At 63.2% G+C, this 22374-nt stretch carries 19 protein-coding genes and 3 pseudogenes; 11 read left to right on the top strand and 11 right to left on the bottom strand.

The window, feature by feature from the left end; translation table 11 throughout:
* Positions 1-37: 37 nt before the first annotated feature.
* A complete protein-coding gene (locus CXP40_RS17690) occupies positions 38-1372 on the top strand; it encodes a PLP-dependent aminotransferase family protein (RefSeq protein ID WP_106734831.1) in 1335 nt (444 codons plus the stop codon).
* Here CXP40_RS17690 and CXP40_RS17685 read toward each other — a convergent pair.
* Positions 1366-2196, bottom strand: a complete 831-nt coding sequence (locus CXP40_RS17685; RefSeq protein WP_106734830.1) for an AraC family transcriptional regulator — start codon at positions 2194-2196, stop codon at positions 1366-1368. The genes CXP40_RS17690 and CXP40_RS17685 overlap by 7 nt on opposite strands.
* A 122-nt stretch (positions 2197-2318) precedes the next feature.
* Here CXP40_RS17685 and CXP40_RS17680 point away from each other — a divergent pair, with 122 nt between their 5' ends.
* From CXP40_RS17680 to CXP40_RS24270, 4 genes and pseudogenes are all read left to right on the top strand, one after another.
* Entirely contained in the window at positions 2319-2837 is a 519-nt protein-coding gene (locus CXP40_RS17680) for a carboxymuconolactone decarboxylase family protein (RefSeq protein ID WP_106734829.1), read from the top strand.
* A gap of 18 nt (positions 2838-2855) precedes the next feature.
* Positions 2856-3110: a glutaredoxin 3 gene (gene grxC, locus CXP40_RS17675; protein ID WP_106734828.1), complete on the top strand. Its 255-nt coding sequence runs from the start codon at positions 2856-2858 to the stop codon at positions 3108-3110.
* Positions 3111-3263: 153 nt separating this feature from the next.
* Positions 3264-4052 (top strand): annotated as a pseudogene (locus tag CXP40_RS24275) (MCP four helix bundle domain-containing protein); the annotation flags it as partial.
* An 18-nt stretch (positions 4053-4070) separates the two neighbouring features.
* Entirely contained in the window at positions 4071-4910 is an 840-nt protein-coding gene (locus CXP40_RS24270) for a methyl-accepting chemotaxis protein (protein ID WP_371916971.1), read from the top strand.
* A gap of 72 nt (positions 4911-4982) precedes the next feature.
* Here CXP40_RS24270 and CXP40_RS17665 read toward each other — a convergent pair whose 3' ends face one another.
* Positions 4983-6428 carry a carboxylesterase gene (locus CXP40_RS17665; protein ID WP_106734826.1) on the bottom strand — a complete coding sequence of 482 codons (1446 nt, stop codon included), beginning with the start codon at positions 6426-6428 and terminating at the stop codon, positions 4983-4985.
* 295 nt (positions 6429-6723) lie between these two features.
* Here CXP40_RS17665 and CXP40_RS17655 point away from each other — a divergent pair, with 295 nt between their 5' ends.
* The 5 genes from CXP40_RS17655 (at position 6724) to CXP40_RS17635 (ending at position 10196) form a co-directional block, all read left to right on the top strand.
* Entirely contained in the window at positions 6724-7080 is a 357-nt protein-coding gene (locus CXP40_RS17655; RefSeq protein ID WP_106734825.1) for a metalloregulator ArsR/SmtB family transcription factor, read from the top strand.
* Between the two features lie 9 nt (positions 7081-7089).
* Positions 7090-8373, top strand: a complete 1284-nt coding sequence (locus CXP40_RS17650) for an arsenic transporter (RefSeq protein WP_106734824.1) — start codon at positions 7090-7092, stop codon at positions 8371-8373.
* 14 nt (positions 8374-8387) lie between these two features.
* Positions 8388-8858, top strand: a complete 471-nt coding sequence (locus CXP40_RS17645) for an arsenate reductase ArsC (protein WP_106734823.1) — start codon at positions 8388-8390, stop codon at positions 8856-8858.
* 10 nt (positions 8859-8868) lie between these two features.
* Positions 8869-9558, top strand: coding sequence for an arsenical resistance protein ArsH (gene arsH, locus CXP40_RS17640; protein ID WP_106734822.1), 690 nt, complete (start codon positions 8869-8871; stop codon positions 9556-9558).
* A gap of 83 nt (positions 9559-9641) precedes the next feature.
* The gene (locus CXP40_RS17635) at positions 9642-10196 is read left to right on the top strand and encodes a nucleotidyltransferase family protein (RefSeq protein ID WP_106734821.1); all 555 of its coding nucleotides are present in this window, start codon (positions 9642-9644) and stop codon (positions 10194-10196) included.
* 241 nt (positions 10197-10437) lie between these two features.
* Here CXP40_RS17635 and cyoE read toward each other — a convergent pair whose 3' ends face one another.
* From cyoE to CXP40_RS17590, 9 genes and pseudogenes are all read right to left on the bottom strand, one after another.
* The gene (gene cyoE, locus CXP40_RS17630; RefSeq protein ID WP_106734820.1) at positions 10438-11394 is read right to left on the bottom strand and encodes a heme o synthase; all 957 of its coding nucleotides are present in this window, start codon (positions 11392-11394) and stop codon (positions 10438-10440) included.
* Positions 11394-11729: a cytochrome o ubiquinol oxidase subunit IV gene (gene cyoD, locus CXP40_RS17625; protein ID WP_037004643.1), complete on the bottom strand. Its 336-nt coding sequence runs from the start codon at positions 11727-11729 to the stop codon at positions 11394-11396. Before cyoD ends, cyoE begins: the two co-directional genes overlap by 1 nt.
* Entirely contained in the window at positions 11730-12356 is a 627-nt protein-coding gene (cyoC, locus tag CXP40_RS17620) for a cytochrome o ubiquinol oxidase subunit III (RefSeq protein ID WP_106734819.1), read from the bottom strand.
* A 2-nt stretch (positions 12357-12358) separates the two neighbouring features.
* The gene (cyoB, locus tag CXP40_RS17615) at positions 12359-14347 is read right to left on the bottom strand and encodes a cytochrome o ubiquinol oxidase subunit I (protein ID WP_072426020.1); all 1989 of its coding nucleotides are present in this window, start codon (positions 14345-14347) and stop codon (positions 12359-12361) included.
* A gap of 2 nt (positions 14348-14349) precedes the next feature.
* Positions 14350-15267 (bottom strand): ubiquinol oxidase subunit II, encoded by a 918-nt coding sequence (gene cyoA, locus CXP40_RS17610; RefSeq protein WP_106734818.1) that lies wholly within the window; start codon positions 15265-15267, stop codon positions 14350-14352.
* Positions 15268-16099: 832 nt separating this feature from the next.
* Entirely contained in the window at positions 16100-16675 is a 576-nt protein-coding gene (locus tag CXP40_RS17605; RefSeq protein ID WP_106734817.1) for a DUF6436 domain-containing protein, read from the bottom strand.
* Positions 16672-16935, bottom strand: a complete 264-nt coding sequence (locus CXP40_RS17600; RefSeq protein ID WP_106734816.1) for a hypothetical protein — start codon at positions 16933-16935, stop codon at positions 16672-16674. The genes CXP40_RS17605 and CXP40_RS17600 overlap by 4 nt, the downstream gene beginning before the upstream one ends.
* A 63-nt stretch (positions 16936-16998) precedes the next feature.
* Positions 16999-21015: an ATP-dependent RNA helicase HrpA gene (hrpA, locus tag CXP40_RS17595; RefSeq protein ID WP_106734815.1), complete on the bottom strand. Its 4017-nt coding sequence runs from the start codon at positions 21013-21015 to the stop codon at positions 16999-17001.
* A 273-nt stretch (positions 21016-21288) separates the two neighbouring features.
* Positions 21289-21528 (bottom strand): annotated as a pseudogene (locus CXP40_RS17590) (transposase); the annotation flags it as partial.
* A 1-nt stretch (position 21529) separates the two neighbouring features.
* On the opposite strand from CXP40_RS17590, the pseudogene CXP40_RS17585 reads away from it, so the two are divergent.
* Positions 21530-22153, top strand: a pseudogene (locus CXP40_RS17585) (transposase); the annotation flags it as partial.
* Positions 22154-22374 lie beyond the last annotated feature (221 nt).

Genomic DNA, 22374 nt, shown 5'->3' with positions numbered 1-22374 from the left:
GATCATTACAATCAAATAATTGTCATGGATACAACCCATGCCCCGCGCGCGCTACAAGCAACTGGTCGATCAGTTGGCCGCCGACATCCGCTGTGGCGCGCTCGCGCCCGGCACACGCCTTCCCACGCACCGCGAACTGGCCGCACAGCACGGCATCGCCCTGGTCACCGCGTCCAGGGTCTACACCGAGCTGCACGCCATGGGCCTGGTGAGTGGCGAAACCGGACGCGGCACCTTCGTGCGTGAGACCAGCCTGGCGCCTGGCCACGGTATCGACCAGCCGGCGACCGAGGGTGGCATGCTCGACCTCAACTTCAACTACCCCACGTTGCCGGGCCAGGCCGACCTGCTGCGCCAGGCCCTGCGCCAGTTGGCATTGTCCGGGGATCTGGAAGCACTGCTGCGCTACCAGCCGCATGCCGGGCGCCCCCATGAGCGGGCATTGCTGGCCAGGCACCTGACGGATCAGGGGCTCCCGGTCACGGCGCAACAGGTGCTGATCGTCAACGGCGCCCAACACGGCCTGGCGCTGACCCTGCAGACCCTGCTCAAACCCGGTGACGTGGTAGCGGTAGACACACTTACCTACCCCGGTTTCAAGGCCGCCGCCGCCGCGCGCGGCGTGGAACTGCTGGCAGTACCCTGCGATGCCAGCGGCCCCGATTTCGACGCACTGGCGGCGCTGTGCAGAACTCGCCGAGTGCGGGCTATCTACAGCATGCCAACCCTGCACAACCCGCTGGGTTGGGTACTCGACCTGCTACAGCGCGAGCGCCTGATCGACATCGCCCGCCAGCACGATCTGCTGATCATCGAGGATGCCGCCTACGCCTTCCTGGCCAGCTCGGCGCCAGCACCACTGGCCGCTCTGGCGCCCGAACGCACGGTGCATGTATCTGGCTTCTCGAAGAACATCGCCACCGGCTTGCGGGTTGGCTACCTGACTGCGCCTGCCGTCTGGGTCGCCGCACTGGAGCGCAGCATCCGCGCCAGCACCTGGAACACCCCGGGCATCATGACGGCGCTGGTCTGCGCCTGGACCGAAGACGGCACACTGGCCCGCCTGCAAGCGCAGAAGCGCGAGGACGCCCGCTGCCGACAAGCACTGGCTCGGCGCGTGCTGGCCGGCCTGCAACCGGTCGGCCATGAGGCAAGTTATTTCCTCTGGCTGCCGTTACCGGCCGAGGTGCGCGCCGATCAGGTCGTGGCGCGTCTGATGCACGAGCAGGTGGCGGTCTCCACCGCTGAGCCGTTCAGCACCTCGGAGCAGGTGCCCCATGCGCTGCGCCTGGCCCTTGGCTCGGTCACCCTGGCGCAACTTGAAGACGCGCTGAACAGAGTCAGGCAAGCCATCACCCACTTCGCCTATTGAGCGACCTGACGCAGCCACTCGCTGGGACTCGCCCCCACCTTGCGGCGAAACGCGCGGGCCAGGGCCGAGGGGCTTTCGTAGCCAACCTCGTCGGCGATCAATGCCATGGGCCGGCCCTCGCGCAGACGCTTTTGCGCCAGGCTGACGCGCCAGCCCACCAGATAATCGGCCGGCGTAGCACCCACCACTTGGTGAAAGTGCGCGGCGAAACTGGCCCGTGACATACCCGCTAGCGCCGCCAGCTCGGCCACCGACCAGCCATGCTGCGGTTTCTCGTGCAGCTGATTGAGCGCACGGGCCAGGCGTGGTTCGGCCAGGCCCGCCATCATCCCCGAGGCCAGTTCGCGGCTGTTCATCAGATGACGCAGCAGTTGGATCACCATCAACTCGAACAGGCGGTTGAGCACCAGCTCGCGCCCGCAATCGTCTCCTGCCGCCTCGGCGAACAGCCAGTCCAGGCAACCGCTCAGGCTCGGCAATTCACGCAGGGGTTTGACGATGGCACCAGGCAATGCCCGCGACAGTGGATTGTCGATTCCGCCATCGAAGGCCAAGGTGGCGCAGACCAACTCGGCGCCATCGGCCTCGCTGGCCGTCATCTGGTGCAGGCGCGGTCTGGCCACCAGCATCAGGCTCGGCTCCTGCAGACGCAGCTCGCGGCCATCGCCTTCGCGAAAGCTCATGCGCCCGGCACGCAGCAGGTGAATGTAGCCATGCGGCTCATGCTCGCCATGGCTGCTGGTGCCGCAGAACCCACCGCGGTGGAAGGTGCTGGCGTGCAGATTGAAGTGATGCAGCAGGCTGGACAGGCGATCCATGGTCATCTCGCACTCTTGGACGATCTGTCGCATAACATCGACGATCTGAATCCGAAAAGCCAGCTCGCTTCACTAATCTGGCTCCAGGCTTGAACGACAAGCTCCCCACCCAAGACTGGAGAATCACCATGACTCGTATCGCCGCACTGCCCTTCGAACAAACCGCTGCCAGCGCCCAGGCGCAACTGGAAGGCATCCGCAAGGGCCTCGGTTTCATCCCCAACACCTTCGCCACCCTGGCTAACGCCCCGGCCGCGTTGAGCGGCTATCTGGCGCTGTCCCAGGCGCTCGGCAAGGGTACGCTGAATGCCAAGGCGCGCGAAGTGGTCGCACTGGCCAGCTCGCAGGTCAACGGCTGCGAATACTGCCTGGCCGCGCACACCCTGTTCGCCGGCAAGGCCGGTTTGAGCGAGGCGGACATCCGCAGCGCCCGCGATGGCGAGTTCGATGCCGTGGCGCGTCTGACCCGGCAGATCATCGACAGCAGCGGGCGCATCAGCGATGCGCAGCTACAGGCTGCACGCGAGGCCGGGCTGAGTGACGCCGCCATCGTCGAGGTGGTGGCCAATGTCGCCCTGATGACGCTGACCAATTACCTCAACAACCTGGCCGAAACCGCCGTCGACTTTCCGCCCGTAGCCGTCTGACAAGACAGGAGGTGCGCCATGCAAGCCGTCACTCTTTACGCCACCGACCATTGCCCCTACTGCGTCAATGCCAAGAGCCTGCTGACGCGCAAGGGCGTGACCTACGAGGAGATCGACGTGAGCAGTTCGCCGCAGCGTCTGGCGGAAATGCTACAGCGCAGCAACCGCCGCAGCGTGCCGCAGATCTTCATCGGCGAACGCCACGTCGGCGGCTTCGATGACCTCGCCGCACTGGAACGTGGCGGCAAGCTGGATGCGTTACTGCAAATCTGAGTGTTGAAGGCCGGCCTGATGGTCGGCCTACTCCTTTTCGCCAAAGTGGTCGCCTTCGCTCTCATGTTGCGGGCCATCGCGGCCGATACAGGAGCGGCAACATCGGTCCGATAGGCTGATGCGCTGCGCCCTCTCTCGAAATGGAGTTTTCCCATGCGTCTCGACGCCCTCTCTTTGAAATCCCGCCTGATCATCGCGGTGGCGATTCCCTGCATCGCCCTGTTGCTGGTCGCGCTGACCAGCCTGAGCAGCATGTCGAGCATGCATCGAGACACTGAGGTGCTTTATCTCAATACCGCCGCGCCCATGCGCGCCATGGCCGAGGTGGCCTCACGCATCCCACGCATGCGCGTCGGCATCGACATGATGCTGCTGCAGGAAACCCCGCTGCGCGACGAACGCGGTGTGAAATCCCGCGTGCAGGATGCTCGCAACGAAGATGTGCCCGGCATGCGCGAAGCGATGCGCCAGGCCGTGGCAGCGCAGGTCAACCCGGAGCGCAAGGCGCAGGCGCAACAACTGCTCGATCAGTTCGAGGCAATGGTCAGCAACGAACTGAACCCGATGCTCGCCGCCTTCGATGCGGGTGACATGGCCAAGGCGCAGCAGATCTACCGCGACCAGTACGCCAAGACCTACGGCGTGATGCGCCAGGGTGCCAACGACCTGCTCGATGCCCTGCTCAAACAGGCTGAGCAGCAGAACCTGCACAGCGCACAAAGCTACGACGATGGCCTGACTCGCCAGATCGCCATCATCGCCATCGGCCTGTTGGTGTCGATCATCATTTCCTGGCTGATCGTCATCCAGCTGCGTCGCCGCGTCAGCGTGCTGCAGAACAGCCTCGGCCAGGCGGCCGACAACCTGGCCCTGGACACCCGCATCGACCTGCCCGGCCAGGACGAGTTGAGCGAGATCGCTCGTAGCTTCAACCAGTTCATCGACAAGGTGCACGGCGCCATGCGCCAGCTCGCCGACAACTCGCGTCAGCTCTCGGGCATGGCCCGTGACGTGGCCGAACGCGCGCGCCTGACCCAGAGCAACTGCACCGCGCAGAGCGACCGTACGGTGCAAGTGGCCACTGCGATCAACGAGCTGGGCTCGACCGTCAACGAGATTGCCCATAACGCCGAGAACGCCGCAGAAGTCGCCCGCGAAGCGACCCAGCACGCCAGCGACGGCAGCGCCGTGGTCAGCCAGGCGCATCGCCAGGTCGATGCCCTCAACGGCGAACTGGAACAGGCCGCCAAGGTGATCGAGGCGCTGGCTGCCCAGACCGACGCCATCAGCACCACGCTCAACACCATCCGCAGCATTTCCGAACAGACCAACCTGCTCGCCCTCAACGCCGCCATCGAAGCAGCGCGCGCTGGTGAACAAGGCCGTGGCTTCGCCGTGGTGGCCGACGAGGTGCGTACCCTGGCCAGCCGTTCCGGCGCATCCACCGAGGAGATCCAGCAGGTCATCGACCGCCTGCAGAACGAATCACGCTCGGCCGTCGAGGCCATGGCCAAGGGGCAACGGCAGAGCGCGCTGGTGGTGGAATATGCGAGCAAGGCGTCGGCCGCGCTGGAGCAGATCAACAGCCATATCGGCCAGATCAGCGATCAGAACATCCAGGTCGCCACCGCTACCGAGGAGCAGTCCAGCGTGGTCGAGGACATCAACCGCAATATCGTCGACATCAACGAGCTGACCGTCGGCACCACCCATATCGCCGATCAGCTCAACCAGGCCAGCAGCGACCTGCAGGCGCTATCGACCCAGCTCGATGGCCTGGTTGGGCGTTTCCGGTTGTGACCTGAATCCGCCATTACGACCGACGCACCCTACGCGAGGCAACCGTAGGGTGCGCCGTGCGCACCGAGCCACCTACAGGTCTTCGTCGATGCGCTCGCGCAAATAGGCGTAGAAGGGGTTGGACGTCGCCCGCTGCAGGCTGTCCAGCCCCACCACCAATACGCCGTGCTCACCGCGCGGCGCCAGGGTACCGAGGGCTACGCCGTAGTCTTCGCCCGCAGCAGGATCACTGCCATACAGCGGATCACTGGGCGGAAACGGCAAGGCCACGTGCGACAGCGAGAACAGCTGGCGCGGGTAATCCACCCCCAACGACACGCGCTGCACCTGCTGGCTACCTGCAGCGATGCGTCTGGCTTCCACCGCACGCCCCTGCTCCGGCGCCACGCCAACCACAGTGAGGTCGTAGTCACGCTTGGCCGGTGGTAGCAGTTGCTCCAGCAACCCGCTCATGTCCGTGCGCAACAGCGAACTGGCCGCCTGCGAGCGATTGATATCGAACACCACCAGCTCACTGCCATTGGCCGGTAGGCGCTCGAACAGCTGGCGCACAACGGCCGGTGTGCTCACGGTACTGTCAGCCAGCGACTGGAAGGCCAGTACCGGCGGCAGTCGTGACAGACGGCCATCGGCCTCGGCAACGTCGAAGGCGCTCTGCACCTCATGGGTCAGCTCGTAGGTCTGCCGCGCCGCATGCACCGGGAAGGAGTTGTACTTGAACGGGTTGAACTCCGGCAGCACGTTCATCCAGGCCGACTTGGCGAAGGCCGGCAGCAACGCCGGTAAAGCCGCCAACCCGGCGTAACGCGCGTAGCTGGTGACGCCGATCATCGGCGAGATCAGCACCAGGCGTTGCGGCATGGCCAAGCGCTCGTCTTCCAGCGCCGCCAGACTGTAACGCAGCGCAAGAGCACCGCCATTGGAATAGCCGAGCAGATACAGCGGCCCGTCCGGCACCTGGCGCCGCGCTTCGCGTACAGCCAGGCGCGTGGTGGCCAGCCATTGTTCCCAGTGCGCAGCAGTGAGCGCCGCCGGCACCGTGCCATGGCCGGGCATGCGCGGCACCACGGCGAGCAGCCCCTGCTCGCTCAGATGCTGGGCGATATGGCGCAGGCTGTAGGGTGAATCGGTGAGGCCGTGCAGCAACACCACCACGCCCCGCGCCGGACCTGGCGACTGCAGGATGAAGGAGCGGTTCCAGTCACGCGGCAGATTGCCGGGGTAGACCGGGCTATCGCTGGCGTAACGGCTGTAGGGCGCCGTGCCGGAGGCCGTGACCGGCTCGATCAGCTCACGCTGCAGACGCTCGAACAGAGCCGCCTCGGCAGCCACGTAGGTCTGCCAGTCGCCCTCGTCCAGCTCACTGACCTCAAGCTCCTGCGGCACCAGGCGGTGCCAGGTTTCCAGCTCGGGCAACGACGATAGCCCGGCGATACGAATGCCGAGCAAGGCCACCACGATCAACAACAGCACCACCAGCGTCCAGGCCATCACATTGCGCATGCGCGGTAAACGCATCAAGCGCCTCCCTCAAAATCTCTGGCCGGGAAAATCCGTCCCGGCGACCGGAGGGCGCCTCTAAAAACGTAGGCGAGGCAGTCAGCGCAAGGCAAAAACAGGCGAAAAAGCGCAGTTTACGAGTTGTAAATGAGCATTTTGAGTCTGATTTTAACGCAGCGATGGCAACTCAGGTAGTTTTTAGAGGTGCCCTGACTCGGGGACTGTAGTGCAAAGCCGCCCAAAACCACCACCAACTTGCCTAGAACATATGGATTTCCGTATATTTGCCAACCCGCATATATGGACTTACCCAATGTCCGAGCACCTCTCACCAACCGCGCTGTTCAAATCCCTGGCCGACGAAACCCGCGCCCGCGCCGTGCTGCTGATCGCCGAGCAGGGCGAGTTGTGCGTGTGCGAGCTGGTCTGTGCGCTGGGCGACAGCCAGCCGAAGATCTCCCGCCACCTGGCACAACTGCGCAGTAGCGGCCTGCTACAGGATCGTCGCCAGGGCCAATGGGTCTACTACCGCCTTGCGCCCGATCTGCCGCAGTGGGTGCGCGACGTACTGGCCGCCACCCTGGCCGCCAACCGCATGTGGTTGCAGCAGGACGCCAGCCGTCTCGCCAACATGGGCGACCGCCCTGCCCGCCTCGCCACCTGCTGCTGAGAACACCGCATGCTGATCGCCGTCGCCATCTTCCTGTTCACCCTGATTCTGGTCATCTGGCAACCCAGAGGCCTCGGCGTTGGCTGGAGCGCCTCGCTCGGCGCAGTACTGGCCCTGGCTGCCGGCGTGGTTAGCTTCGCCGACATCCCTACCGTGTGGGACATCGTGTGGAACGCCACGGCGACCTTCATCGCGGTGATCATCATCAGCCTGTTACTCGATGAGGCCGGCTTCTTCGAATGGGCTGCGCTACACGTGGCGCGCTGGGCCAACGGCAGCGGCGCGCGCCTGTTCGCCTTCAGCATCCTGCTTGGCGCGGCGGTGTCGGCGTTGTTCGCCAACGATGGCGCGGCGCTGATCCTCACCCCCATCGTGATTTCCATGTTGCTGGCGCTGCGTTTCTCGCCGGCTTCGACCCTGGCCTTCGTCATGGCTGCCGGCTTTATCGCCGACACCGCCAGCCTGCCGCTGGTGGTGTCCAACCTGGTCAACATCGTCTCGGCCGACTACTTCGGCATCGGCTTCGGCGCCTACGCGGCGGTGATGGTGCCGGTGAACCTGGTCAGCGTCGCCGCCACCCTGCTGGTGCTGTGGCTGTTCTTCAGACGCGACATTCCGGCGCGCTATGAGGTGACGGCGCTGCAGGCACCGAGCCAGGCGATCCGTGACCTCAGCACCTTCAAGGTCGGCTGGGTGGTGCTGCTGGCGCTGCTGATAGGGCTGTTCGCCCTGGAGCCGCTTGGCATCCCCATCAGCGCCGTAGCAGCGGCCTGTGCCGCGTTGCTGTTCGCCGTCGCCGCGCGCGGCAAGCGCATCGCCACCGGCAAGGTGCTGCGCGAGGCGCCCTGGCAGGTAGTGATCTTCTCCCTCGGCATGTACCTGGTGGTCTACGGCCTGAGCAATGCCGGCCTGACTACCGAGCTGACGCGCCTGCTCGACGCCTTCGCAGCCTATGGCATCTGGGGCGCGGCGCTGGGCACCGGCCTGCTCAGCGCGCTGCTGTCGTCACTGATGAACAACATGCCCAGCGTGCTGATCGGCGCGCTGGCCATCGACGCCAGCCAGGCCAGCGGCGCGGTGCGCGAGGCGATGATCTACGCCAACGTGATCGGCTGCGACCTGGGGCCGAAGATCACCCCCATCGGCAGCCTGGCCACTCTGCTCTGGCTGCACGTACTGGCGCGCAAGGGCATCCGCGTGACCTGGGGTTACTACTTCAAGGTCGGCATCGTGCTCACCCTGCCGGTGCTGCTGCTCACCCTTTCGGCACTGGCCCTGCGCCTGAGCCTCTGATCTGGAGCCTTCCAATGAAAGTCCTGTTCATGTGCACGGCCAATAGCTGCCGCAGCATCCTCTCCGAAGCCTTGTTCAATCACGTGGCGCCCAGCGAGCACCAGGCGGTGAGCTCCGGCAGCTTCCCGCGCGGCGAGGTGCTGCCGCGTACGCTGGTAACGCTGCGCGACGCCGGCATCGACACCGAGGGCCTGAGCAGCAAAGGCAACGACGCCTTCGAAGATTGCCCGCCGGATATCGTCATCACCGTCTGCGACAAGGCGGCCGGCGAAGCCTGCCCGGTGTACTTCGGCCCGGCGCTGAAAGCCCACTGGGGCCTGGAAGATCCGTCCCACGTGGAAGGCGACGAGGCCAGCATCAACGCCGCGTTCCACGCCACCCTGGCACATATCGAACGACGCTGCCGCGCCTTCCTCGCCCTGCCCCTGGCGGACATGAGCCGCGACGAGCTGCAACAGGCGCTCAACCGTATCGGTCAGGAGTGAGGACGCGCGCATGAACGACGAACTACCCAATCTCGACCTCGCCCTGCTGCCGGCACAAGGCAGCGACTCGGCCCCGGCACCGCGCATTCTGCTGCTGTACGGCTCCACCCGGCCGCGCTCGTTCAGCCGCCTGCTGGTGCAGGAAGCGTCGCGCCTGCTGCAGCATCTGGGCTGCGAGACGCGCATCTTCGACCCGTCCGGCCTGCCACTGCCGGACGACGCCCCGGTCGAGCATCCCAAGGTGCAGGAACTGCGCGACCTGATGCAGTGGTCTGAAGGCCAGGTGTGGTGCTCGCCGGAACGCCACGGCGCCATGTCGGCGGTATTCAAGGCGCAGATCGACTGGGTGCCGCTGGCCGTGGGCGCGATGCGCCCGACTCAGGGCAAGACCCTGGCGGTGATGCAGGTGTGTGGCGGCTCGCAGTCGTTCAACGTGGTCAATCAGTTGCGCGTACTCGGCCGCTGGATGCGCATGTTCACCATCCCCAACCAGTCTTCGGTACCCAAGGCCTTTCTCGAATTCGGCGATGACGACCGCATGCAGCCGTCGCCCTACTACGACCGCCTGGTCGATGTGATGGAAGAGCTGGTGCGCTTCACCTGGCTACTGCGCGACCACCCCGAATTGGTGGACCGCTACTCCGAACGCAAGGAGTCGGCCGAGGCGCTGTCGCAGCGGGTCAATCAGCGCAGTATCTGAAGCGCTTCAGTACGGCGACAATCGCGGCTGAAGCCGCTCCTACGTTGTGGAGCCGCAACAGGCACCACTGATAGGCTGCGCGCATGAACCTCGTTGCTCGCCTCCGGACCCTCATCATCAACGACCCTCGGCGCCTGCGCATCCTGCAGCAGGTGCGCGGGCTCGACTTGCCCGATTGTTGGGTGGCCGCCGGTTTCGTACGCAGCGCAGTCTGGGATCACCTGCACCAACGCACGCCCTCGCCGCTGCCGGAAGATATCGACGTGATCTGGTTCGACCGCAGCCAAACCGCCCCCGCTCGCGATGCTGAGCTGGAGACGATCCTGCGCCAAGAGGACGAATCGCTGCAGTGGTCGGTGAAGAATCAGGCGCGCATGCATCTGCGCAATGGCGATGCGCCCTACGCCTCGGCTACCGAAGCGATGCGGTATTGGCCGGAGACTGCGACGGCGGTAGCCGTGCGGCTGGATGCGCAGGGTGAGGTTGAAGTGGCCGCACCACTTGGCCTGGAAGACCTTTTCGACCTCGTGGTGCGCCCGACCGGAAGGTTCAAGGGCGAGAAACTGCCGATCTACCAGCAACGATTGCGCAGCAAGAATTGGCTGGCGACTTGGCCCAAGCTGAAGGTGCTGCCGTAGGGTGGATCACGCCTTACCGATCCACCGGCTGGTGGATGTAAAGAGCGACATCCACCCTACGACAGGAACACCGTGAGAGGCGGTTCAGCGATGACAATCGCGGCTGAAGCCGCTCCTACGAAGTTGACTACATGCCCACCGGCGAGGGATGTGAAGCGCGAATCCAATCCACGACAGGAACACCGTGGGAGGCGCTTCAGCGGCGACAGTCGCGGCTGAAGCCCCTCCCACGGAGTCAGGATCAGATACCCGCGACCACCGCACAGATGCCCTGCGCGCTGCCAGCGAACTGGCTGCACAGGTGATTGATGGAGGTCACCAATACCTGCTCGGGCGAGGAGATGAAATCCACCGACATCATCACGCTGAGCATGGTGATGGTGACGATGGAGAAGGTGAACAGCTTGCGCGCCCACACCCGATCATCGACGGCCTTGTAACCCGACACGCCCATCCACAGCCAGTAGGCGCCGCTCAGCGCGGCGACCACGAAGTAGCTGTAGCCGGCGTAACCGCTGAGCGTCAGCATCAGGGTCGCGACCACGAAGGCGGCGATGTACAGCACGATCTGCCGCTTGGCCGCCGAAATCCCCTTGATGACGGGCAGCACCGGAATGTTCGCGGCCTGGTAGTCATTGAAACGGAAGATGGCGATGGCATAGGAATGCGGCATCTGCCACAGGCTGAAGATCAACAACAGGATGGCCGCGCCAGCATCGAACTCGTTGCTCACCGCGCAGTAGCCGACCACGGGCGGAGCCGCCCCGGACAGGCTACCGACCAGGGTGCCATACACCGAGCCACGCTTGAGCCACAGGCTGTAGAGGCCGACGTAGACCACGAAACCCATGAGCACCAGCATCACCGCCAGGGTGTTGGTGGCGGCGTACAGCACGGCCACCCCGGCTAACCCGAGCGCGAAGGCATAGACGATGGCGTGCGCAGGTGAAACCAGCCCCTGCGCCAGAACGCGATTACGCGTGCGCTCCATCTTCTGGTCGATGTCCCTATCGATGTAGTTGTTGAACACGCAGCCTGAGGCGATCACCAACGAAACCCCCAGCGCTGTCGCGAAAAACAGCGCCAGGTTCACATCGCCGCGCGAAGCCAGGAAGAAACCGCCCGTCACGGAAATCAGATTCCCGAAGACGATGCCCGGCTTGGCGAGGTTGAGGTACTGCTTCAGGAGCGCCAGCATCAGTTGATCATCATGTGATAGTGCATGCTCCACATGATCCAGACCGACAGGCCGACCACGAACGCGATGATCAGCACGGTGAAGATCATCGAAACGACGTTCCAGCGGCCTTCCGCGTCAGTCTTCATGTGCAGGAAGTACACGAGGTGCACGAGCACCTGCGCCAGGCCGAAGAGCACCACGGTGATCAGCGTCGCACCACGGCTCAGGCCCAGCACGTCAGGATGCATGACCAGCATGAAAGGGATCACGGTGAGGATCACCGACAGGATGAAACCGGTCAGGTAATCCTTGAAGCCCACGGCGTGGGCGGCGTGATTGTCTTGGTGAGCCATTTACAGCACCCCCAGCAGATAGACGACGGTAAACACGCAGATCCACACCACGTCGAGGAAGTGCCAGAACAGGCTGAGCAGCCCGACGCGAATCTTGTTGGTGTCGGTCAGGCCACGGCTGCCGACCTGGAACATCAGCACCAGCATCCACAGCAGACCGGCACTGACGTGCAGGCCGTGAGTACCGACCAGGGTGAAGAACGCCGACCAATAGGCGCTGACCTGCGGCCCGGCACCTTCATGGATCAGGTGGCGGAACTCGTACAGCTCGATGCTGATGAAGGCCACACCGAACAGGAAGGTGATGCCCAGCCAGCGCAGTGCCGCAGCCTTGTCACCACGGTAAGTGGCGAGCATGGCCATGCCGTAGGTGATACTGGAAAACAGCAGTGCGAAGGTTTCCACCAGCACCAGGTGCAAGCCGCCACCGAGCATTTCCTTCGCGGTGGGGCCACCGGCGAAGGAGTTGCTGAGTACCGCGAAGGTGGCGAACACCGTGGCGAAGATCAGCAGGTCGGTCATCAGGTAGACCCAGAAGCCGAACAGCTTGATCCCACTGGTGTCGTGGTGGTGCTCATGGCCGTGACCATGAGCGTCATGCGGAAAATGGGGTTCGTAAGCGGTCATGGTTAGGCCTGTACGACTGCGTTGGCTTTGGTTTGGTGGTGCGCCTGCTCGATCCGCGCGATCTCTTCGGGCTGCACGTAGTAGTCGATGTCTTCGTCGTAGGAACGCACGATGAAGCTGACTACCGCGCCGACCAGACCGACGATGGCGAGCCACCAGATATGCCAGATCATGGCGAAGCCGAAGGCGATGACGAACGCCGACACCACCAGGCCGTTACCGGTGTTCTTCGGCATGTGGATCGGCTCGTAGTGCTCCGGCGCAGGCATCAGCTCGACACCGTTCTTCTTCGCCTCATAGAAGGCGTCGATCTTGTCCGCCGTCGGGATGACCGCGAAGTTGTAGAACGGAGGCGGCGAGGAAGTCGCCCATTCCAGGGTGCGGCCATCCCAGGGGTCGCCGCTCACGTCGACGTTTTCCTTGCGCTTGATGTAGCTGGTGACGAACTGCACCACGGTGAACACGATGCCGATACCGATCAGCACAGCGCCGACCACGGCCACCTGCACCCACGGCACCCAGGCCGGGTTGTCGAAGTGGTTGAGGCGACGGGTCATGCCCATGAAGCCCAGTACGTACAGCGGCATGAAGGCGAAGTAGAACCCAATCAGCCAGCACCAGAAGGAGTAGCGGCCGAAGCGGTCGAGCAACTTGAAGCCGAAGGCTTTCGGGAACCAGTAGATGATGCCGGCCAGGTAGCCGAACACCGCACCGCCGATGATCACGTTGTGGAAGTGGGCGATCAGGAACAGGCTGTTGTGCAGCACGAAGTCCGCCGCCGGTACCGCCATCAGCACGCCGGTCATGCCGCCGATGGAGAAGGTCACCAGAAAGCCCAGGGTCATCCAGGTCATGGCGTTCAGTTGCAGACGGCCACGGAAGATGGTGAACAGCCAGGTGAAGATCTTCACCCCGGTGGGGATGGCGATGATCGAGGTCATGATGCCGAAGAAAGCGTTGACGCTGGCCCCCGAGCCCATGGTGAAGAAGTGGTGCAGCCACACCACGAACGACAGCACGCCGATGGCCGCGGTCGCCCAGACCATCGAGGCATAACCGAACAGGGTCTTGCGCGAGAAGGTCGCCACCACTTCGGAGAACACGCCGAACGCCGGCAGGATGAGGATGTACACCTCAGGGTGACCCCAGATCCAGAACAGGTTGGCGTACATCATCGGGTTGCCGCCCAGTTCATTGGTGAAGAAGTGGAAATCCAGGTAGCGGTCCAGCGACAGCATCGCCAGGGTCGCGGTCAGCGGAGGGAAGGCGCCGCAGATCAGCACGCAGGTCACCAGGATGGTCCAGGTGAAGATCGGCATCTTCATCAGGCTCATGCCCGGTGCACGCATCTTGAGGATGGTGGCGATGAAGTTCACCCCCGTCAGCGTCGTGCCCAAGCCCGATAGCTGCATGCTCCAGATGTAGTAGTCCATCCCCACGCCGGGACTGTACTGAATCCCTGACAACGGCGGATAAGCCACCCAGCCGGTCTTGGCGAATTCGCCCAGGCCCAGCGACAGGTTGATCAGCAGCGCGCCGCCGACGAACAGCCAGAAGCTCAGCGAGTTCAGATAGGGAAAGGCCACGTCACGCGCGCCGATCTGCAGCGGCACGACGATATTCATCAGGCCGGTGACCAGTGGCATGGCCACGAAAATCAGCATGATGATGCCGTGCGCGGTGAAGATCTGGTCGTAGTGTTCCGGCGGCAGGTAGCCCTGGCCGTCACCGTGGGCCATCGCCAGGTGGGTGCGCATCATGATCGCGTCAGCGAAGCCACGCACCAGCATGACCAGCGCGACGAGGATGTACATCACGCCGATTTTCTTGTGGTCCACCGAGGTGAGCCACTCGCTCCACAGGTAGCCCCACTTCTTGAAGTAGGTCACCGCCGCGAACAGCCCCAGACCGCCCAGCGCCACGATGGCCAGGGTGATCATGATGATTGGCTCGTGGTACGGAATCGCGTCCAGAGTCAGTTTTCCAAACATATTCACTCCTGCACCTCCGCTGCTTCGTGCATGGCCGTGCTGTGGGAATCTTTCAGGGTCACGTACTGCCCGATCACCTTGTTGAACAGGTTCGCCTCGACCTGGCCGAAGTAACGGATCGGGTAGATCGGGTAACGGTGATGGACCATCTCGCCAGGCTCGCCCACCTGCTTGAAGGCGGCAAAGTCCATGACCTCGGGCGACTGCTTGACCTTGTCGACCCACTGCGCGAAGCCTTCATCGCTGACCGAGTGGGTGGTGAAGCGCATGGCCGAGAAGCCTTCGCCGCTGAAGTTGCCGGACTGGCCGAAGAACTCACCCTGTTCGTTGGCGATCAGGTTGAGCTGGGTGCGCTGGCCGCCCATGGCGTAGATCATCCCGCCCAGTTGCGGGATCGACAGCGCGTTCATCACCGTGTCGGAGGTGATGTGGAAGGTCACCGGGGTCTTCTCCGGAATTACCAGCTCATTGACCACCGCCACGCCTTGGTCCGGGTAGATGAACAGCCATTTCCAGTCGAGCGAGACGACTTCGATGTTCAGTGCCGGCTTGTCCGATTCGATCGGGCGATAGGGGTCGAGCGAATGCGAGGTTTGCCAGATGATGACTGCCAGAACGGCGACGATGATCAGGGGAACGCCCCAGACGACCAGTTCGATCTTGTGCGAATGTGCCCAGTCGGGCATGTAGGTGGCCTTCTCGTTCGACTCGCGATAACGCCAGCCAAACCAGAAGGTCATGACGATCACGGGAATGACCACGATCAGCATGAGACCAATGGAGATCAGGATGAGGTTGCCCTGCTCGACACCGATCTGCCCTTTCGAGTTGAACAGTGCCCAGTCACATCCACCGAGCGCCGAGAAGGCAATCGCCATCACCAGCCAGCGCACACAACGATGGTATTTCTCTTCTTTCATGTCACGACCTTCAACTGAGTGAGCCCCACAATCGGCTTCAGTTGCCGTGCGGCCCATCGAGCAAAGGCCGGCAGCGAGAACTCAGAGCTTGAGCATCCGTGCAAGCGAAGCGGTAAAACCGTGGGATTCGACGATGTTGCCGGCTAAAAAGGCCTCATTCAATTCGTTAGCGGCCTACTTATGAGCGAACTTACAGCATCTCTGCGACATGTTTCGAAACATTTACGCAAAGATTTGAAACACTTTGCAGCAAGAAGCCAGCAAAGAATCGCAGGGGTGCGACAAATGATCACAGGCCCGTTTTAGAGCTGTTTGTCAGCAAATTGACAGGAATCATTGCAAGGAAAGATGCCGCTAGCTCACAGCACGGCCTGCCTTGACATTGAGGAGATTTCGAGGTTTTCGAATGCGCAGGTGATGAGCGTCAGCCTCGCGAAAGGCTGAGCGCAGAGCGGGGTCAAGTAGAGGCCGAAGGCGGCTGGTGTTGTAGCCCGGATGCAATCCGGGGCAATTGAGCGCGGCCAAAAGCATCGCGGCTTAAGCCGCTCCTACCCCTATTCCGTAGGAGCGGCTTCAGCCGCGATGGCTTCACCTAACCCTCACGCAACCCGGAACGATTGGATATGTGCCCCGGCTTGCATCCGGACAACACAGTTGAAAACCCGGACATGCGACCATCCTGTAGGAGCCGCGCCCTCGCGGCGAATCGGCCACAACCCCGGTAATCCTGGCGAACGCTTCGCCCCGAGGCGGGGCTCCTACACGGAACGCTCTTCAAGACGGACAAACATCCGGAGAAGCGAGGCGCCTGTAGGCAGATCAGCCTACCCCACTACTTCCAAGCGCAATAACACCCCACCGCCAACCCACTGGCCAGCGACACATGGCGCCCCTGGGTCAGCGCATCGAGCACCGGCTCGACGAAGCTGTTGCTGGAGTTGCACACCAACCCTTCGCTGTATGGCCCGGCATAGGCCAGCTTGCCGTCACGATCCCAGATCGCCAGGGCCGGGCTGGCCGGCAGCGACTCCATGCCCTCGATACCCGGCAGAGGCTTCATCCGCCCCCGCAGAAACGGCGCGATCTCGCCTGTGCTGCCCGGCCTCTGCACGCTGTAGAACTCGACATCGGCATTGCGGTGCAGGCCGATCAGGTAGCGCAGGTGCGCGTCGGTTTCTGCATTGCAGGGGCAATCTGGGTCCCAGAAGTGCACCACGCGAATGGGGCCGGGGCCCGCCAGTTCAGGCGGCAGCTTCAACTCGCCCTGACCGAAGATCACCGTCTGCTCAGCATAGGGCCGCAGGTAGGCCGCGCCGCTAAGCCACCAGATCAGCACCACAATCCCCAGCGCCAGCACGCAGAAACCCACCACCAAATGCTTGAAGCTCAAACGCTCCAGCAGGTTCATGGCTGATGGCCGAACTTGCGCAGGAACTGCTTCTCCATTTCCTGGCAACTCTCCTCGGTAAAGCTGCGCTCGGTGGCCTGCGCGCTCTTCCAGCAGGCCTCGATGGCCGCGCGCTCGCCGGCCTCGATCTCGGCGTCCTGCGGACGGGTCATGATGTAGATCAGCCCGGCGAAAATCAGTACGACAAAGGCCAGGCCGACCAGAAACAGGCCGAGGCAGCCACGGCGCCCCAGCCCGGAATTATCTTCACTTGCGCTCATCTTTCTCGGTTTCCGCATTTATCAGTGGTTGGCTCGTCCCTGCACCGGGGCGAGCGCCGATCATCAACCTTCAACCAGCGTCCACTGCTTGCTCAGGCGCTTGTCCGATACCGCCATCTTGGTGCCCAGTTGCTGGGCGAACAGCGACACCCGGTACTCCTCCAGCATCCAGCGATACAGCGTGAGCTGCGCATCGCGCTTGCCTTCCTGGACATGTTTGGCCGCACGTGCCTTGTACTGTTCCCAGTAGCCGGTGAGCTCGCCCGTCCATACGCGGTCACGCTGCACCTGCGCACCCACCTTGTCCAGACGCTGCTCGATGGCCTTCAGATAACGCGGAATCTCCTTGAGCCACTCGCCCGGCGTCTCACGCACGAAGCCGGCATAGACCAGATTGGCCAGTTGCAGCTTGATGTCATTGAGCGCCATGGCCTGGGCCAGGTCGATCTTGCCCTTGAAGCGCTTCTGCAAGCCGTGGTTGAGCTTGAGAATCTCCAGCACCAGGCGGGCGATGCGCTCAGCATGCGCGGTCCAGCCGCCGCGCTTGCGCTCGGCCAGTTGCGCCAGGGCCGCACCGTCGCGCGGCAACGTCGCTTCGCCGTCGAGGATGCAAGCATCCAGGCTGGCCAGCAGAATGTCCTCGACCAGCGCCTCGACACGGCCAATATCGCGGTACAGCAGGCCCAGCTCGGTCAGCCCCGGCAGCTTGCCGCGCAGAAACTTGGCCTGCTCGGACAGCTGTTGCAGGAGCAGGCGTTGCAACGCACGGCGATGCTGGAAGTCGGCCTCGGCCTGGGTCGGGAAGCGCCCTTCCTTGATCACCCCGCCCTCCTCTACCAACGCCGGGTAGACCGTCATGGAGAGGCCGGCGATCTTCTGCTGGGCCTTCTCGGCCACCTCGGCAAAGGCCTTGGCCTCCACCGCTTTCGGCGTCTTGTCCTGCTGCGGAATGGCCAGCGCAGCCTGGCTGGCTTCGGCGAAACGTGCGGTCAGCTCGGCAAGGTCGCGGCCTTCGCCGAGGAACTTGCCCTGGGCATCGACCACCTCGATATTCATCTTCAGGTGGTTTTCGATGCTTTCAGCCGCTTCCGCCCAGGCCTCGTCGAACACCCGCGCGCCAGTCATGCGCAGCAGCTCGGCACCAAGTGCCTGCGGCAACGACCCCTGGCCGAACACCAGCTTGCCCAGCGCGGCGCCGACGAAGTCCGGCACCGGCACGAAGTTCTTGCGCAGCGCCTTGGGCAGGCCGCGCACCAGGGCAATGCACTTGGCTTCCAGCAGCCCTGGCACCAGCCATTCCAGACGCTCGGGCTGCAGTTGCGGCAACAGCGGTGCCGGCACGCGCAGGGTCACGCCATCACGCGGGTGGTTGGGCTCGAAGTGATAGCTCAGCGGCAGTTGCAGTTCGCCGATGCGCAAAGTGTCCGGGTACTGCGCGGCGGTGACTTCCTTGGCATCGCGGGCCAGGGCGTCTTCCTCGCGCATGATCAGCAGTTGCGCGTCAGCGGCGCTGCCCTTCTTGTACCAACTCTCGAAACTCGCGGCCTGGTAGATGTCCTGCGGGATGCGCGCTTCGTAGTAGCCGAACAGGGTTTCCTCGTCGGCAAGAATATCGCGGCGGCGCGACTTGGCCTCCAGCTCGTCGAGGCGTTCGAGCAACTGGCGGTTGGCAGTCAGGCAGCGTGCGCGGCTGTTGATATCGCCACGCACCAGCCCCTCGCGAATGAACATCTCGCGCGCCACCGGCGGGTCGATGGGGCCGTAATGCACCGGGCGGCGGCCGACGATGATCATGCCGTACAAGGTGACCTGCTCGTACGCCACCACCTGGCCGCGCTTCTTCTCCCAGTGCGGTTCCAGATGGTTCTTCTTCACCAGATGCGCGGCCAGCGGCTCGATCCAGTCCGGCTCGATCTTCGCCACCATACGGGCGAACAGCTTGGTGGTTTCCACCAGCTCGGCGGCCATGATCCAGTTGGGCTTCTTGCGCCCGATCACGCTGGACGGGTGAATCCAGAAACGCCGCTGGCGCGCGCCGAGGTAGTCGCCCTCCTCGGTCTTCTGGCCGATCTGGCTGAGCAGGCCGGCGAGAATCGCCTTGTGCACGGCGGCGTAATTCTTCGCCCGCACTGCCGCCTCGCTGGCCTCGGCCTGCTGGCGGGCGATGGCGTTGACGCGGGTGTCCTTGGTCGGCTGCGGCGTGTTCGCCGTTTGCTCGCCCTGCGCCTCCGGGCGGTTCTGGCTGCCTTTGCCCATCAATTGCAGATCACGGGCGATCAGCACCAGTTGCCGGTGCGCATCGCGCCATTCGCGCAGGCGCATGTAGTTGAGGAAATTCTTCTTGCACCAGGTGCGCAGCGGGTTGCTGCCCAGCTCCTGGCGTTTTTCCTCGAAGCCGCGCCACAAGTTGATCAACGCGGCGAAGTCCGAGTCCACATCCTTCCACTGCGCATGCGCCTGGTCGGCGGCCTGCTGGCGATCCATCGGTCGCTCGCGCGGGTCCTGCACCGACAGCGCGGCAGCGACGATCAGAATTTCCTCCAGGCTGCCCTGCTTGGCGCCTTCCAGCACCATGCGCCCCAGACGCGGGTCGATGGGCAGGCGCGCCAGTTGCCGGCCAATGGGCGTGAGCTGGCTTTCGCGGTTGACCGCCGACAGCTCCTGCAACAGGTTGAAGCCGTCGCTTATGGCCTTGCCGTCTGGCGGCTCGATAAAGGGGAAGTCCTCGATACTGCCCAGGCGCAGGTGCAGCATCTGCAGGATCACCGCCGCGAGGTTGGTACGCAAAATCTCCGGATCGGTAAATTCCGGGCGGCCGAGAAAATCCTCCTCGCTGTACAGCCGAATGCAGATGCCCGGCTCGACCCGCCCGCAACGGCCCTTGCGCTGGTTGGCGCTGGCCTGCGACACCGGCTCGATGGGCAGACGCTGCACCTTGGCGCGATAGCTGTAGCGGCTGATGCGCGCGGTGCCGCTGTCGATCACGTAGCGAATGCCCGGCACGGTCAGCGAGGTCTCGGCGACGTTGGTGGCCAGCACGATCTTGCGCCCGGCCATGGGCGCGAAAATCTTCTGCTGCTCAGCCGGCGTCAGCCGCGCATACAAAGGCAGCACCTCGGTAAAACGCAGGTTGGCCTTGCGCAGCACCTCGGCAGCCTCACGAATCTCGCGCTCGCCGGGCAGGAACACCAGCACATCACCGGGGCGCTTGCCCACGCTGCGCTCGTGCTCGGCGATCTCGTCCAGCGCCGCGAGAATGCCCTGGTCGATGGACAGGTCATCGAGCAGACGCTCGCCCTCCTCGTCCACCTCCGCCGCCAGCGGGCGGTACCAGGTTTCCACCGGGTAGGTACGCCCGGACACCTCGATGATCGGTGCGTCGTTGAAGTGCTTGGAGAAGCGCTCCAGATCGATGGTCGCCGACGTGATGATCAGCTTCAGATCCGGGCGACGCGGCAGCAGGGTCTTCAGGTAACCGAGCAGGAAGTCGATATTGAGGCTGCGTTCGTGCGCCTCGTCGACGATGATGGTGTCGTACTTTTCCAGAAAGCGGTCATGCTGCGTCTCGGCGAGCAGGATGCCGTCGGTCATCAGCTTGATCAGCGTGCCGTCCTTGCTCTGATCCTCGAAGCGCACCTGATAGCCGACCAGCTCGCCCAGCGGCGTGCCAATCTCCTCGGCCACCCGCGTTGCCACACTACGCGCCGCCAGCCGTCGCGGCTGGGTATGACCGATCAGCCCATGCACGCCCCGACCGATCTCCAGACAGATCTTCGGCAACTGCGTGGTCTTGCCCGAACCGGTCTCACCGGCAATCACCACCACCTGACTCTTCTCCAGCGCGGCCTTGATCTCGTCGCGCTTGGCGGCAATCGGCAGCGCATCGTCGTAGCGCATCACCGGGATGCTGCTACGCCGCGCCGCCACCTTGTCGCTGGACGCCTGAAAACGCTCCAGCCACTGCGCCAGCTTGGCCTCATCGGGCTGCTTCTGCAGCTCATGCAACTGCCGGCGCAAACGATGGCGCTCGGCGATCATGACGTGGTCGAGGTTCTTCTGCAGGGTGGCGAGATCAGTCATCTGGATCGGGGCAATCAGGGCAAAGGCGGGATTGTCGCAGATTACGGTGTGGGGCGGGCAGGCTATGCCGCTAGGAAGAACGAGAGATTAAGGCGTATAGAGCGGGGGCTTTCGGCCCAGAGTGTGTAAAAACACTTTCGCATCTTGTATGCCCCAGCCCACTGCTCCTGGGCGTAGTGATTTCCTAAGCATTTGCCACGATCAGCGCCGGTGGCGAGTCAGAGCGCTTATGAAGCACTGTGGTACCTCTTGGGACAGTAAAAGCCGGGGCTTTTACGCCGTCATCGCCTTCAACAAGCCTTCGGTACCCATGATTTTCATCGCCCGTTTCAAGTTATAGGCGAGCACATTCAAGCTCATTTCTGCACTTACCCCGTTCAGCTTTCGGGTCAGGAAGTGCGTTGCGCCCATCCACTGCTTGAGCGTCCCGAAGGGGTGCTCAACAGTCCGTTTTCGAACCTTCATCATCTCTGGTGCTTGGTTCAAGCGGCTCTGCATTTCGTCCAGTGTTGCCGCTGACCGCGACCAACTCAGCTCGATGGCAAAGCAGGCGCGGGAAGCCATTGGTTCAGAAACGCTGTCGGTCGTGGCTGATCGGGGCTACTTCAAAAGCGAGGAAATCCTGGCCTGCCATGATGCAAAAATTACCGCCTATGTACCCAAGCCGATGACTTCAGGAGCTAGAGCGGACGGGCGTTTCAACAAAGATGCCTTCGTTTTTAACGCAGCTAAAAATGAATACGTTTGCCCAGCTGGTGAGGCATTGATTTGGCGTTTCTCCAGCGTCGAGAAAGGCCTGAACATGCACTGTTACTGGAGTTCGAACTGCCAGAGCTGCGCCCTGAAAACTCAGTGCACGCCGAGCAAGCAGCGACGAGTGCGGCGTTGGGAGCATGAAGCCGTGCTAGACGAAATGCAGAACCGGCTGAACCATGCGCCAGACATGATGCGAGTCCGAAAGCGCACTGTTGAGCATCCCTTCGGGACGCTCAAACAATGGATGGGATCCACGCATTTCCTCACACGTAGGCTGGCCGGCGTCAGTGCGGAGATGAGTCTGAATGTGCTCGCCTACAACATGAAGCGGGTCATGAGAATCATCGGTGTCGAAGGCTTGTTGAAGGCAATGGCGGCGTAAAAGCCCTTGGCTTTTGCTGCTCCAGGTGGCGCTAAAATGTTTCATAAGCGCTCCGGAGCGTTACCGGTGCTGATCGTGGCAAATGCGTGGGCAATCGACTCGCCCAACTGCGCTGAGCTGAGGCATCCACGATACGAAAGTGTTTTTACACACTCTGGGCCGGTAGCTGCCCGTCGTCATCGACTGCAACCGGCCGATTCTGTTGAAAAAGTAGCTGCTTC

The organism is Pseudomonas sp. YY-1 (assembly GCF_002843095.1).
GTDB classification, from domain to species: Bacteria; Pseudomonadota; Gammaproteobacteria; order Pseudomonadales; family Pseudomonadaceae; genus Aquipseudomonas; species Aquipseudomonas sediminis_A.
This window is presented reverse-complemented; position numbering and strand designations above follow the sequence as displayed.